Annotated in this window: 13 protein-coding genes; 2 read left to right on the top strand and 11 right to left on the bottom strand. The window is 44.5% G+C overall.

Going from position 1 to position 14,253, the window contains the following annotated elements:
- Positions 1-65: 65 nt before the first annotated feature.
- From EV213_RS08425 to pdhA, 8 genes are all read right to left on the bottom strand, one after another.
- Positions 66-296, bottom strand: a complete 231-nt coding sequence (locus tag EV213_RS08425; RefSeq protein ID WP_279512757.1) for an HAD hydrolase-like protein — start codon at positions 294-296, stop codon at positions 66-68.
- Between the two features lie 236 nt (positions 297-532).
- Positions 533-2,143 carry a M20/M25/M40 family metallo-hydrolase gene (locus EV213_RS08420; RefSeq protein WP_133580067.1) on the bottom strand — a complete coding sequence of 537 codons (1,611 nt, stop codon included), beginning with the start codon at positions 2,141-2,143 and terminating at the stop codon, positions 533-535.
- 15 nt (positions 2,144-2,158) lie between these two features.
- Positions 2,159-3,709: an L-glutamate gamma-semialdehyde dehydrogenase gene (gene pruA / locus EV213_RS08415; protein WP_133580066.1), complete on the bottom strand. Its 1,551-nt coding sequence runs from the start codon at positions 3,707-3,709 to the stop codon at positions 2,159-2,161.
- Positions 3,706-4,929 carry an ornithine--oxo-acid transaminase gene (gene rocD, locus EV213_RS08410; RefSeq protein WP_133580065.1) on the bottom strand — a complete coding sequence of 408 codons (1,224 nt, stop codon included), beginning with the start codon at positions 4,927-4,929 and terminating at the stop codon, positions 3,706-3,708. Before rocD ends, pruA begins: the two co-directional genes overlap by 4 nt.
- A gap of 18 nt (positions 4,930-4,947) precedes the next feature.
- Complete coding sequence (locus EV213_RS08405; RefSeq protein ID WP_166639219.1) at positions 4,948-5,868, bottom strand: proline dehydrogenase family protein; 921 nt, start codon at positions 5,866-5,868, stop codon at positions 4,948-4,950.
- Positions 5,869-5,907: 39 nt separating this feature from the next.
- Positions 5,908-6,690, bottom strand: a complete 783-nt coding sequence (locus tag EV213_RS08400; protein ID WP_133580063.1) for an IclR family transcriptional regulator — start codon at positions 6,688-6,690, stop codon at positions 5,908-5,910.
- 371 nt (positions 6,691-7,061) lie between these two features.
- On the bottom strand, positions 7,062-7,535 hold the full coding sequence (locus EV213_RS08395) for a GNAT family N-acetyltransferase (RefSeq protein ID WP_133580062.1): 474 nt from the start codon (positions 7,533-7,535) through the stop codon (positions 7,062-7,064).
- A 657-nt stretch (positions 7,536-8,192) separates the two neighbouring features.
- Positions 8,193-9,266, bottom strand: a complete 1,074-nt coding sequence (pdhA, locus tag EV213_RS08390) for a pyruvate dehydrogenase (acetyl-transferring) E1 component subunit alpha (protein WP_133580061.1) — start codon at positions 9,264-9,266, stop codon at positions 8,193-8,195.
- A gap of 183 nt (positions 9,267-9,449) precedes the next feature.
- Between pdhA and EV213_RS08385 the strand changes: the two genes are divergently transcribed.
- Positions 9,450-10,277, top strand: coding sequence for a PaaX family transcriptional regulator C-terminal domain-containing protein (locus tag EV213_RS08385; RefSeq protein ID WP_133580060.1), 828 nt, complete (start codon positions 9,450-9,452; stop codon positions 10,275-10,277).
- 484 nt (positions 10,278-10,761) lie between these two features.
- Here the strand turns inward: EV213_RS08385 and EV213_RS08380 are convergent, their stop codons facing one another.
- Both EV213_RS08380 and EV213_RS08375 read right to left on the bottom strand, forming a co-directional pair.
- Positions 10,762-11,310, bottom strand: a complete 549-nt coding sequence (locus EV213_RS08380; RefSeq protein WP_133580059.1) for a GNAT family N-acetyltransferase — start codon at positions 11,308-11,310, stop codon at positions 10,762-10,764.
- A 311-nt stretch (positions 11,311-11,621) separates the two neighbouring features.
- A complete protein-coding gene (locus EV213_RS08375; RefSeq protein ID WP_166639218.1) occupies positions 11,622-13,136 on the bottom strand; it encodes an S-layer homology domain-containing protein in 1,515 nt (504 codons plus the stop codon).
- 96 nt (positions 13,137-13,232) lie between these two features.
- Between EV213_RS08375 and EV213_RS08370 the strand changes: the two genes are divergently transcribed.
- On the top strand, positions 13,233-13,541 hold the full coding sequence (locus EV213_RS08370) for an MGMT family protein (RefSeq protein ID WP_133580057.1): 309 nt from the start codon (positions 13,233-13,235) through the stop codon (positions 13,539-13,541).
- Between the two features lie 3 nt (positions 13,542-13,544).
- Here the strand turns inward: EV213_RS08370 and EV213_RS08365 are convergent, their stop codons facing one another.
- Positions 13,545-14,075 carry a DUF5412 family protein gene (locus tag EV213_RS08365; protein WP_133580056.1) on the bottom strand — a complete coding sequence of 177 codons (531 nt, stop codon included), beginning with the start codon at positions 14,073-14,075 and terminating at the stop codon, positions 13,545-13,547.
- Positions 14,076-14,253 lie beyond the last annotated feature (178 nt).

Below are 14,253 nucleotides of genomic sequence, written 5' to 3'. Positions count from 1 at the left end.
GTTTACTTGGAGCACAATCATTCAAATAAAAAAATGTGAGCCAACGTGCGCTCACATTTTTTCATTTAAACGACGACCTGTGCCTTTTTCTGCTGCAACGCACGGACGATTGGAAATGCCTCAAGCGGCTCGTGAATTGTATATCCCGGTGTTTCTGCTTCGCATGAAGGCAGCTTCGGGTAACGAGGTGACCAATCTAGAAAAATGGTTTCAATGCCGAGATCCTTCGCCCCTTTAATGTCACGAGCCAGATTGTTCCCAATCATGACGACACGATCTACATCAGCTGGTGTCAGGTCAGCGGCGGTAATCTTTTCAATAACATTGTTTGGATACGTGATTGCGCGAACGATTCGACTATACTATTGCATTACAACCTTTCTTTACCCCTAACAAACCACACGAACAAAAAGAAGCCCCACCTTCTCTGGGGCTCGTTTTAGCTAGTGAAAAAACAGTAGCACTACAAAAAACATGGCGCATCCCTTCATGGCGCCATGTTCGAGGTCATTCTACATCGAGACAACATCCTCTACCGGTCGAATATAGCATGTAAGGCTGTCGTCAATAAAGCAGGCAACGTTTGAAACGAATAGGTCGTTTCAAGTCGTTCTGTCCACTTGTGTAAATCCTTTCCGTAAGGACCGATGTTGATTACCGGCGCTTGAAAGCGTGCCATTGCTTCAAATGGAATCGAATACGTACGGTCCCACACTGGCATCTGTTCAGAAAACGCACTCGTTATTTTTGTCTTTTCATGGCCGACATAACTCAAATCAGTGATGCCGATGTGATAATTCACAAAGTTTATCTCAACATGGTGCTGTTCCTTTGCCCCCTTCATCAATGCATCCGTCACGACTTTCATACAGTTATCGTCCAACGATGTAATCGGGGGGTAATACGGCGGCGCAAAGAATACAACAATCAGCGGAGCTAGCTGTTGGCACTTCAAAGCGAGCGCATCGACAACATGAATCGTTTTTTCACGATCATCTAGGGCCTCATCTGCCGCTAGCGTCGTGGCAATCAATTCTTCAATACGTTCTTTGCCAAAGGTTTGACATGCGTGTGCATACAACTCGGCGTAGGTCATGACGTTGACTTCCCAGTCCCGTCCACGTTCTTCAGGGATTGGATGACGTTTTGCGCTTTCACGATACGTTTCTTCAATCTTGCGCGCGGCGGTCTTCGCCGTTTTCACAAGTGCCTCTAGGTGATCCTCCGCTGTCTTTTCCATTAGAAAAAGATGAAACATCGTTACCGCTCGGTATGGCGTGGTCACTGAGTACGCTCTGTGAATGGATTGTTGAATGAGATTGGTCGGAGGCGGAGTGACGCCCTTTTCACCGTTCTCACTAAAGGCGCTTGCCACCTCCATCTCACATGTGATTTGCGAGGCCATAAAATTCCCATTTAATCCTGTATGAGGCTCTTTTACATGTGTTTCTTTCCCAAGACAATAAAAGCCCGGAAGGACCTTGCCTATAGAACCAAGCTCTACTGAACGTGAAACACGATTCGGAAATTGCATTGGCTCAGAATTAATCACAAATTGATAACTCAACCCATGAGCTTCCGCGATGTCATTAACAATTGGTATTGCCGCTCGCATGCCAACCGAATTTACTTCCTCATCAGGCACGGTGAGGAGCAGGACATTGCCTTGAAATTCTCCAGCCGCGGCTTGTTCAAGCAAGGACATTTGCACGGCCAACCCGGCTTTCATGTCGAGACAGCCTCTACCGAAGACCCACTCTCCCTGCCTTAAATCCTCCTGTACGTCCTTTGGCAAGCGATCCTTCGTTTGATACATTTGCTGAGTTAGAGCTTCCAGCTGAAAACTTATCGACTTTAAATCCCCATAACAGTCGACTTCAACAACGTCAAAGTGGCTAATGAGAACGACGGTTTCTTTGACGTCCGCTCTGTTTTTCACAAGTGCGGTTAACACGCTTCGACCATCGCCTGTAGCATGTAGCTGTAGCTTTTCGGGATGCTGTTGAAAATAGTCGAGGCTACGAAGCTTTTCCGCGACATGCGATGGAAATTGCTCCTCGGCCTCAGAGCCAGTAATGCTAGGAATGGCGACAAGTTCTGATAATAGGTGACGAAGCTCTTCTTTGGTTGACCATTGCGCCATGGGTTCCCCTTCTCTCTATAGCTTTTCTGAAATTAACTTAGGTTGCGTAAATTGTAACAGATAATCAGGCCCTCCTGCTTTTGAATCGGTGCCAGACAAATTAAATCCTCCAAACGGATGGGCACCAACAATCGCCCCAGTACATTTGCGATTAATGTATAGGTTCCCAACGTGAAACACATCACGCGCTTTTTTGGCATGAAGGCCATTTCTTGTAAACACTGCCCCCGTAAGCCCATAGTCGGTGTCATTTGCAATCGCCAAGGCCTCATCGAACGAGCTCGCTTTACTAAACGCAAGCACAGGACCAAAAATCTCCTCCTGCATGATGCGTGCCTTCGCGTCGACATCCGCAAAGATGGTCGGTTCGATGTAATAACCGGCGTCGCTCCCTTTGCGACCTCCAGCGACTAGACGACCCTCCTGCTTGCCGATGTCAATGTAAGTGAGTATTTTCTGATGTGCCGCTTCATCAATCACAGGGCCTGTGTTGACTTTGATATCCTCAACATGACCGACAGTAAAGGCTTCCGTCAGTGCCACACAACGTTCTAGAACCTCATCATATACGGCTTCGTGAACGATTGCTCGTGAACAGGCGGAGCATTTTTGCCCTGAGAAACTGAATGCAGAGCCGACGATTGCGACGGCAGCTTCCTCAAGATCCGCATCTTGATCGACAACGATCGCATCCTTTCCACCTAGCTCCCCGATAAACCGCTTGAGCCACTTTTGCCCCGGCTGCAGCACGGACGCTTTTGCAAAAATCCGCAGTCCAACGTCCTTTGAACCTGTAAATGAGATGAGTCGAGTGTGCGGATGGTCAACGAGCACATCTCCAATCTCACTGCCACTGCCCGGCACATATTGAAGCACACCTTTTGGCAAACCTGCTTCCTCTAACAGTTTAGCGAAATGATAAGCAACGACTGGTGTTGCACTTGCTGGTTTGAGCACGACCGTGTTCCCTGCCACAAGAGCTGCTGTCGTCATACCCACCGTAATTGCAAGCGCGAAATTCCAAGGAGGGATCACCACTGCCGTCCCTAAAGGAAGGTACTGAAGCTCGCTTAGTTCACCTGGGAGCGGAGTCAGCTTTGCATTAGCCGTTTCGCTTAACGCAATCATTTGCCGGCCATAGTATTCCATAAAATCAATTGCTTCGGCAGTGTCCGCATCCGCCTCTGCGGCCGTTTTTCCTGCTTCAAGCATTAACCAAGAGGAAAATTCGTGCTTTCGCCTGCGCATTTTTGCCGCTGCCCGGAACAGAACCGCCGCTCGATCATAAACCGACGTGTACGCCCATGCAGGAAACATCTCATGCGCATGGTCAACAGCCCGCCTTGCTTGTTCTGCCGTCGCTTTGGATACGTGACCAATCACCTCGTCTTTTTGGGATGGATTGATTGAAGAAAAGGTTTGCTCCTGCATCACTGGAATGCCCTCGAGAAGCAACGGATACGATTTTCCTAAGGCTTGCCGAACCTCTTCTAACGCGTTGGTTAATGCGACTTTATGCGCCTCTTGTGCAAAATCCGTGAAGATTTCAGGACGATATGGAATCATTCTTCTTCCTCTCCTTTCAAAAATGATTTTGCTGTAAAAACGGCCTCAATTTGTTCAATAGCCCAATCCAAATCAACCTTTTTTATAACGAGTGGCGGAGCAAGTCGAATGACAGTGGCGTGCGTTTCTTTACAAAGTAGACCAAGGTGCATCAGTTTCTCGCAGTAAGGTCTGGCATCCTCAAACAGTTCAATGGCAACAAACAAGCCGCGACCTCGAACTTCTTTAATGACTGGGTGCTGAATGCTAGCCAATCTCGTTTTCAAATGCTCTCCTAGCAAACGAGATCGCTCAGCCAAATGCTCGTTTTCGATGACTTGAAGGGACGCCACCCCCACCGCCGCAGCGAGAGGGTTGCCTCCAAAAGTGGACCCATGAGACCCAGGCTCAAAAACACCTAACACGTCTTTATTTGCGACAACAGCAGATACAGGATACATCCCCCCACCAAGCGCTTTGCCTAAGATGTACACATCTGGAACGACCTTCTCCCAATCACAGGCGAAGCGCTGCCCCGTTCGGCCAAAGCCTGTTTGAATTTCGTCTGCCATAAACAAGATCCCATGCCGATCACAGAGCGTTCGAACCTGCTGAAGATAGCTGTCAGGAGGGATGCGTATACCGGCTTCCCCTTGAATTGGTTCAAGTAAGACGGCCGCGGTGTTTGCGGTAACCGCCTTTTTAATTGCTTCTGCATTACCAAACGGCACCGTTACAAACCCTGGAGTAAAGGGACCAAACCCACGCTTGTAGCTTTCTTCTGTGGAAAAGGAGGTGACCGTCAACGTTCTGCCATGAAAATTTCCATCACACACGATAATCTCTGCCTTGTTTTCTGGCACACCTTTGATTTGATACGCCCATCGCCGCGCCGCTTTAATCGCCGTTTCCACCGCTTCGGCACCTGTATTCATCGGCAAAACCATGTCTTTGCCTGTGAGTTCATGAAGTCTTTTGGCAAACTGGGCAAATGAGCTCGTATAAAACGCCCTTGATGTTAGCGTGAGCGTTTGCGCTTGGGCAATCAACGCCGACACAATGGCTGGGTGGCGATGCCCTTGATTCAAGGCGGAATAACCACTTAGCATATCAAGGTATCTCCTGCCCTCCGCATCCCAAACCCACGCTCCTTCCCCTTTTTCGATGACTATTGGCAACGGATGATAGTTGGCGGCACTCCACTGTGTGGTTTCACGAATGACTGCATCAGTTTGACGCACAGCGTCTCCTCCTTACGCCTATTTTTTTGCCATTGATTTTAAAACGAACGTCAAATTTTCTGGTCGCTCTGCCATTCTGCGCATAAAATATCCGTACCAGTCCACCCCATAAGGCACATACACACGCACTGGATAGCCTTCTTTTACTAACGCATGCTGCAACGCGGTTCGAATGCCATAAAGCATTTGAAACTCAAACTGGGTCACCGGAATATGGTGCTGCTTTGCATGCTCTTTCGTGGCTTGAATAATGGCTTCATCATGGGTGGCGACGGCGGCATAATGGCCATTGGCGAGATGGGCAAAAATGAGCTGCTTAAAGTTTTCATCGACATCAGTTTTATGCTCGTAAGCGACAGTGGTGGCTTCCTTGTATGCTCCCTTCACTAACCGGTAATTGGGCTGGCGCTGCTTTAAACGCGTCATATCTTCGCCTGCCTTATACAAATACGCTTGGATGACAATACCAATATGCGGGGAATACACGTCATCCAACGCTTCGTACATCCGAATCGTCGCTTCATTGCGAGCGTAATCCTCCATATCCATACGAACAAAAACGTTTTGTTCCACAGCACGAGCCACGATACGCTTCATCCGTTTGAAGCATTCATCATAGGAAAGATCGAGCCCAAGCTGAGTCAGCTTTAATGACACGTTCGCTTCAGCTTTGGCAGCAGCGATCGCATCAATTGTCGCAATGACCTCGTCAGCAGCTTGATCGGCTTCGGCAGGATCGGTCACAAATTCACCAAGATGATCAAGCGTGACTCTTAACCCTTGGCTATTCAGTTGCTTCACGACGTCAATGGCCTGATTCAGCGTGTCTCCAGCCACAAAACGATCCGCACCTAAACGGCGGCCAAACTTCTTTGCCGCTTTGTTTGCGATTCGATTGCTGGACAAATAGAGCAATAGATTTTTCATCATGTGTAGCACCCTCCCTCAAGAAAGCGTTTACAAAACAAATGAATCGCCTTATGATTTTCCGTATTGCGGAAACTGTTTCCGTTTTTCGGACAACATTGAAGGTCCACCGAACAAAGCCGAAATCGCCTGTGCTTTTTCTTGAACACGTTTAATCAAGTCATCTAACCGCCTCTCTTCAATCACCTCTCCGACGAGCTCCACGCCAAGTGCACCAAGAACACTACTGTCGTAAGATAAAATTGGAGCAGCTACAGACGCTGTGCCCTTTGTAATTTCACCGAAGCTGATGCTGTACCCCCGTGCAACAATGACATCCAGCTGATCACGCATGCGTTCGCGATCCTCTTCTGCCTCGAAACAATCTCGTAGGATACGCTCACGATCTCCATGTTCTGTAAAAGCAAAAATTGCTTTATTCGGGGCCCCATAATGCAGCCCTCTTCGTTCACCGAGCCGTTCAATCACTTTAACGTTTAATGGTCCATCAATTCGATCGATCAAAATGCCATGATTGTGATTTCGCACACTCAAAAACACACTTTCTTCGGATTCCTCTGCCAGCTTCTTCATATACGGTCGGGCCGCATGCTTCAGCTCCATCGAATCTAGCATTCTCAGCCCGATCTCAACCCATCTCTTCCCTAGGCTGTATTTCTTCGTTTCCTCTTGTTGCTCAATCAGCTTATGCTTTTGCAGAGACATCAGCAAACGATGGGTCGTGCTGAGGGGCAAGTGGAGCTGGTCCGAAATCTCCGAAATACTCCAATCCGATTTCTGCTCATCAAACGCTATCATTGTCACGATATGCATTGCACGATCAAACGATTTCATAAAATGCCTCCTGCCTGATTGCTTAGGCTCTTGTTTCTAAGATATGAACATCATACATGATCCGTTCATAAAAAATACGTCTGCTGTTAGCTGTGTTAACACGGAATTTTCAAACATCTGTCTGTTTTAAGCGGTCTGCGAACTGTGGCGTCTCTTACGCTCGCCAGTGAATTACAAAAATATATAAGATTTACTGCTAATTGTAGCCCTTTATCAGATATATTCCATAAAAAGGCCTGGTTTCCTTCAAATAAATAATGATAGACATCAACCGGTCTCAACAATTAAAAATAGGTTCAAATGAGAGATTGAAATCTTTTCATCTGAACCTTCTATGTAGTGGGGATTGTCGAACGATCGTTTCCCGTTCGTTAAGAATTACCTTCGTCTAAAATCAGTTTTAAACGAGGACCAATTTCAGTAAAACCTTCACGTTTATAAAAGGAAACGGTTCTTTCCCATGTCAAAGGATTCGGTGCTCCTACTTCAATACGACGCCATTGATTCTTTTTCCCATACTCAACTACCGTAGTGAGTAATTGTTGGCCGATTTTTGATGAGCGATGCTCTGGGGAAACATAAAACTCTTGAATAATTCCAAATCGTCCACCTGAGTGTAGCGCAAAAGACTCTGCGACGGTTATCATACCAACACACTGATTCGTTTCGGAAAGGGCTAAAAAAGGAGTATACATGATCTTTTTTTCAAGCTGTTCTAAACAAACGTTGAGAAGTGATTCCTTATCAATAGCGCGCGTACCACCTGTCAATTCAGTAAGCAGTTTAATGACCATGTCAACAACAGTGTCCGCATCCTTAATATTCGCTGATCTAATTCGTATCACGATCAATCTCCTTTATTGGTAATTAATTCAATGAAGTATCTTCGACCGCTTCGTCAAAATACTTCGCTTTCCGCGGGCACGGCTTCAGCTTCCTCGGAAAGCAAAAGCGGCTTTCCTGCGGGATCTTCAGCTCGCGCTGTTCCCGCAGGAGTCTACGTATTATGACTACGCTGATGTTTGTTTCTGGGTAAATTGTTTTATTTTCTATTGGTCTCGTATAATGAAGAAAATGGAAAAGTGAATTAAGTTGTGTTGCTTTAGGAAACAAACAAGACGAGGTAAGTGCATCGTTTCATGCAAAGTTACATCAACTATGCAGTATTGATGCAGCAGTCGACTTGTAGCAGTACGAAATCAACTTTAACGCTGGCTGTGCTTTAGACGACACGAGGTGACATAGATCAATGGACCTCTTCAAAACAACGCCTGCTGTTTATAGTAAATATAAAAGTGACAATGCTCACAATCCTGTAATGAAAGGTGCGAAAGTTGAGTGATTAACAATTGGAATTAAGCACAAAATCACTTTTCACAATTATAATCCTTTCTTCACTTTTTGTACCATGCTGCCCGAATGTTTAATTCGTTGCGTATCGCCGTAATAATTTGGTCATCTGACGAGTCGAAATATCTCGGTATATCAACGTTTTCTACAACTTAATCTTTGCCATGGAGATGGGGGTTTTCATACATGTTTTCAATTAAATCAGAGACTGTTGTTTTACGTTCAGATTCAGCTTGTTTTATTGCTTCCTTTACATCTTCGATTGCTTTTTCTATAATTTGGTTTTCCTTCTCTTCAGTCCATAACGCTCGTTTTTCTAGAAACAATCTAAACCTTTTTATAGGGTCTTTTTTGTCCCATTCTTTCTCAAGCTGCTCGTTTCTGTACAGTGTTGGATCATCACCTGATGTGGAATGAGGACCATACCGATAAGTGACAGCCTCAATTAATGTAGGCCCATTCAAATGAATTGCCCGTTCTCTTGCTTCTCTTGCAACGACATAAGTCGCTAGAATGTCCATTCCATCTACCCGTACACCTTTGATTCCAGCAGCAACAGATTTATGGGCAATCGACTTTGCAGCTGTTTGTTTTTCAAATGGGGTTGAGATAGCAAATTGGTTATTTTGCACAACAAAAATGGTTTGTGCATTGAACACGCCCGCAAAGTTTATCCCCTCATAAAAATCTCCTTGAGACGTGCCTCCATCACCAGTGTACGTCATTGCAACATTCTTTTTCTTCCTCTTTTTTAAACCAAGGCCTACTCCTGCCGCTTGCACAATTTGTGCACCTATGATGATTTGAGGAGGTGTAACGTTAACTCCTTTAGGCATTTGACCTCCCTTATGATGCCCCTTGGACCATAGGAATAATTGGGATAACGGAACTCCCTGAAACAACATCTGTGGAAGATCTCGATACCCTGGTAATATCCAATCATCTTTTTCTAGTACAAACTGCGTGCCAATCATACTAGCTTCTTGTCCAGCAACCGGGGCATAAAAACCTAATCTTCCTTGCCTAGATAGAGAAATACATCGTTGATCAATTGTTCTCGTATAAATCATCCGCTCCATGAGGAGTTGGAGCTCTTGATCACTGAGTTCAGGCAACAAGTCCTCATGAACAACTTCTCCGTCTTCATTTAACAGCTGAAATGTTTCAAATTCATCGGTTCCATTTAGTAGATTGTTCACTTTAATCACGTCCTTAAAATTAATCATTTCGTTTAACTGCTTATCGAATTTATAATATCATTATAATCGTTCGTTGTATTTTATATTATATTATTAACCATACATTTACAAGATGTTTTCTTGTAAGCCGTAAGTACTAATGATTTTCTCAACTAGCGCTCACTTGAATAACATGGTTATCTCGTTATACTTAATGTAGAGGTGAACGAGGTGACAGTTGAAAAGCAGTTGCTATACTTATTATCTAAAAAGGTTGAAATGGATGGGAAAGAACTCATTCGTATTTTTGAAGAAATGAATTATACGCCACAATCAATAAGAAATAACTTATCTAAATTTAAACGAATGTCATATATAACGTCATTAGAGCGCGGAATTTATAAAATTACACCAAGTGGTCTAAACGCCTATCGTTTATATGCTAAAAAGGATAACTACTACACTGAACATTGGAATGGGAAATGGTACGTAGTGTTCTTGGAGATCCCTGAAACATTAAGAAAGAAAAGAGATGCCTTTAGGAAAGGTTTACTGGATTTAGGCTTTGGCATGTTATACAAGAGTGTTTATGTTTACCCTTGGGATGTAACCGATAAGGTGCTTCATCTGATTGATTCGCTTGAAATCGAGGATTATGTAACGATTATTTCAAGTAATGAGTTCTTGTTAAATGGGATAGACCCTGAGGGAAGAGCAGGACCCAACAATGCTAGGTCGTTGTGGAATTTAGAGGAAATCAACACTACATACAAAAATATAAAAATATGGATTGAAAAAGAGTATACACCAGAATTTAATCGTTTAGTTGAAAATAAAAACCGTGACACTTTACACGTATTCACAAACTTTCTAACACTAAAGGAGATCAGGGATGATCTACTATTAGCAGACCCTATGTTACCAGCTGAGTTCTTACCTGGTAGTTGGCTAGGAACCACTGTCCTTTTTTCACTAGATAAGTTCATCCAAACATTAGCTGATTTAATCCCTAAAGACTCGTATTATTCCTCATTTGTAGCCGATTTAAGAAATAAATAATCTACTAAAGAAAACGCAATGGATTATTGCGTTTTCTTTTAGGTAGCGTCAGGATTTAGACAATCTAGAACATTGATTTTCCGGGATTTTCTTGCACCGCTTCGTCAAAACACTTCGCTTTCCGCGGGCACGGCTTCAGCTTCCTCGGAAAGCAAAAGCGGCTTTCCTGCGGGATCTTCAGCTCGCGCTGTTCCCGCAGGAGTCTACGTATTTTGACTACGCTAAATGCTATGTTTACTTCACTATCCTTTTGTTCTTCGGTTTTTGTATAAATTGTTTTTAATTTGTTCCAGCCTCTTCTTGACTTATTTTTAAAAAACAAGACCTAATCCAAAAGATATATAAATCTTAAGGGAGCGGAGTTGTCTTAAGAGCATCAAAACAGCAGGATGAATGAAAACGCTTGTCTTTCAAGGCGCGGAGTTGCCACATGGGCAATGAGCACCGGATAAGGCGGAAGCAACAAGAAAGCGAGCGTTTCTCATCATCCTACGTCATGTGCTGGGTTGATGATTGCAAACATCTCATGATCCTCCCAGCGCCCATTAATGTTGACATTTTTCCTAGCGAGGCCCTCTTTATGAAAGCCAGCTTTTTCAAGCACACGCATGGATGCACCGTTATGAGGCATAACACCCGCCCCAATCCGATGAAGCTCTAGTTTTTCAAACGCATAGGATACGATAAGCTTAATCGCCTCACTCATATACCCTTTGCCATTTTGCTCTTTATCCAGCATGTAGCCAAGGACACAGTTTTGGAGTACGTGGCGCTGCACTGAATTTAATGAGATCTTCCCAATAAGCTCGTTGTTGCCTTTCTCATAAATACCAAATTGATAGCTTTTGTCTTCCGTTGCCTGCTTGATGTATTCCTGAATCTTTTTTTGAATGGCGTCAATTGTGTAGAAGTCATCCTTGCGAGTGCCGCTATACAACGAGAAATAGTCACGGTTTTTCAATTCGAGTGCAAGAAGAGTCTCTGCATCCTTTTCTTCAAATAGGCGTAAGTACAAACGGTCGCTTTCAAACATTCTTTTCACTCCCTTAGTGGTGTCTCATGCTGAATTTTTAAGTGAAAGAACCCGATCTGTCATCAGACCGGGTTCTCGCATGTATCGTTTGCAAACCAAGACTTTGACAAGTAGTTCATACGCGTATCTTACCATGTCGATGCGACGCACTCCACCATTAACTCAATGGTTTAATATGCATTATGAGCTTGTCTAACTACCACTTCTTCTTCACAAAGCGCTTGTTTATACCTTATTCAAGACACCATCATCGTGTAGAGACATTTAACGAAAAAGGTCTTCTCTTTTTTATGCCACTGTTCATTCGTGCCTTATTTTCTATTATCCCAATCGTAAATATGCACCTTAGAAATCGGTTCACTACTACTTCCATTCCATTTCATCAAAAGTTGATTCCCGTCACCGCCTTTGGCACCGTAATAGAGCGCGTGATCAAACAGATATAAATCATACACACCCACGTTTTCTACTAGTTCTGGGTCTTTACCGACGTTGACCTTAAACAACCGCGTTCTATACATCGTCAAATCGCCGAACCAATCAACGACATAATACATGCCGTCGTCAAAATTGACGGTGTGAACCCATCTTGCCTCAGGTTTATTGACCTCAAAAATAAGGGTGGAGCTTCCATCAAGCGCCACCTCATGCACCTGCTCGTCATTTGTCATAATGAACTTGTCATGGGCTAACCCTTTTAAGTGCAGTTCACTTGTAAACAATGGCGTTGGATCAGACCCATCCATGCGGATTTGAAAGAAAGCATCGTCCGACTCATAGAAAATGTAAGGATCGCTGAGCACATACTCGGATACGTTGGTCGCCAATGTTTGAAGCTTTGACCCGTCTGATTTCATCCGCCGCAAATAACCGTTTTGTTCCGTATGCTCAACAAAATAAAGCCAGTCTCCAACAACCGTTAATTCCGATGGTGTTCCCTTGAAATTGGTGTACACCGCTTTATCACTGCCATCTACATTCATGCGATACAAACGATTCGACATATCTAAGGGTTGTTCAGACGTTGTAGCGATAAGATAAAGCTTGTTGTCGACAACATTAATATCTGTCCCGACAATATTGCCTAAATGCTCTATCGTTCCATCTTTCAAATGCTTGCGTTCAAGAATACTCTGATCTGCACTAATGACAGAATTGATGATTGGAGAGTAATAGATCCAATCCCCTTGACGTGTGATTCGACCGCTATTTTCCAAGTTCCCAACCGTACTTCCATGTTCAGCAACACGGAAAGACGGATTGAGCACACGTGCAAGCATGATCGCAAATTCGGCTTTTGTAACCTGTTCATTTGGGGAAAATCCTTGCCCAAAGGCGTGGCCGACGATACGACTTTCAGAGAGCGTAGCAATGGCATCCTTTGCCCAGTGATTTACCGTATCGTCGTATTGTGCAGCTTCTTGCTCATAGGACAGACTTCCGCGAAGCACCTTGTTTAAGAGAACCGAAGCCTGTGCTCTCGTCAATGTCTCCTGCGGTCGAAACGTGCCATCTGGATACCCATTAATAATACTGAGTCGCCCCATCGCAATGATGGCGTCATAATAAGGGTTGTCCGCTTGAACATCCTTAAAAGAAAATGCATCTTGATCGGCAGGTGCATCGACGTAATGGGAGAGCACCTGAGCAGCTTCGGCTCTCGTCATAGGATCGTCTGGAGTGAATTCGTTCGTCCATATGCCTTGTTCAGCGAGATAACTGATTTGCTCACTTGCCCAATGCTCTGCCGGTGCTGCTTTTGTCGCTTGCGAGATACATAGAATTCCAGCGAACAGAGCCATTACTCCAATAAAACACCTTTTCAAATAAACCCTCTCCTTCATCGTGAACGTATAATAATAGAATCGCAGGCACTCATTTGCTAGACTAGAAACATCTCATGTTGAAAAAAGGAGCCGCTTATGACGCCATTTACTTCTAGAGTCGTTGATCTAATGAAAGCCATTCCTGAAGGTCGTGTCATGACCTATGGACAAATCGCCGCTGCTGCAGGGAGCCCACGCGGTGCACGGCAGGTCGTACGTATTCTTCACTCGATGAGTCGAAAGCATCAGCTTCCTTGGCAACGAGTCGTAAATGCTCGTGGAGAAATTGCCATTCGTGATCCTGAAGGCTCCCTCACCCAACAAGAGCTTCTAGAAGAAGAAGGGGTCGAGCTTTCTATAGATGGAACGATTGATCTCGAGCGTTATCGACATATTCCTGAGTAAACGCTAAAACCAACCATCTGCTGTAGGAAGCTGAATCATCTCCCCGTTTATTACGAACAAGTCTTCACCTTCCCACTGTGTGACTAGGTCATGCGTGCCATCATGCTCAATAAAAATCCTTTTTGTGAACCAAAGTGGCCCATTCAATTCTGCCATAATGCCCTTTAACGTTGTTGCACCACCATCCGTGGCATACACGTCAATCTGATGCGTACCTTCTGGTGACGTCAGGCTGGCGATATATTCTTTTTCAAATGGAAAGACGGACGTGAAAACGAGCGATAGAAGTAAAGCCGCCCCTAATAATGGTGCGATGAAGAACGTCATCCAGCTCTGCATTCTTCCCCAGCGTGTTGTTTTCTTCATAATTCCTATGCAAGCCGTAACGAAACAGCCTGTGACGAGCAACAGTAGCACAAGCCTAGGTGGCGCTACCTGCCACATATTATGAATGGTTGAAAACAGTGAATACACTGACATTACCAAACAAAAGAGCACTCCATAAAAGGCCATCGATTGACTGATTTTCATCATTTGGTTCCTCCTGAAACACTAGGAAGTCATATCCAGTTCGTATACATGATCAAGACTACCATTTTTTCCAGTTTTCATCAAATGGCAGTACGTATGATCATTAGCTGTTATACATAACAGCATGAGCTGTTCCGAAAGCCACAGAGATGACTTTCAAAACAGCCCTTTTTCACAATAA

The sequence above is a fragment of the Aureibacillus halotolerans genome (assembly GCF_004363045.1).
GTDB classification, from domain to species: Bacteria; Bacillota; Bacilli; order Bacillales; family DSM-28697; genus Aureibacillus; species Aureibacillus halotolerans.
The sequence above is the reverse complement of the archived record's forward strand: the minus strand, read 5'-3'. Positions and strand labels throughout refer to the sequence as shown.

Excerpts from the sequence above, each read along its gene's own strand:
- EV213_RS08420 (WP_133580067.1), bottom strand. The coding sequence starts at position 2,143 with ATGGCGCAATGGTCAACCAAAGAAGAGCTTCGTCACCTATTATCAGAA.
- pruA (WP_133580066.1), bottom strand. The coding sequence starts at position 3,709 with ATGATTCCATATCGTCCTGAAATCTTCACGGATTTTGCACAAGAGGCG.
- EV213_RS08400 (WP_133580063.1), bottom strand. The coding sequence starts at position 6,690 with ATGAAATCGTTTGATCGTGCAATGCATATCGTGACAATGATAGCGTTT.
- pdhA (WP_133580061.1), bottom strand. The coding sequence starts at position 9,266 with ATGATTAATTTTAAGGACGTGATTAAAGTGAACAATCTACTAAATGGA.
- EV213_RS08380 (WP_133580059.1), bottom strand. The coding sequence starts at position 11,310 with ATGTTTGAAAGCGACCGTTTGTACTTACGCCTATTTGAAGAAAAGGAT.
- EV213_RS08370 (WP_133580057.1), top strand. The coding sequence starts at position 13,233 with ATGACGCCATTTACTTCTAGAGTCGTTGATCTAATGAAAGCCATTCCT.
- EV213_RS08365 (WP_133580056.1), bottom strand. The coding sequence starts at position 14,075 with ATGATGAAAATCAGTCAATCGATGGCCTTTTATGGAGTGCTCTTTTGT.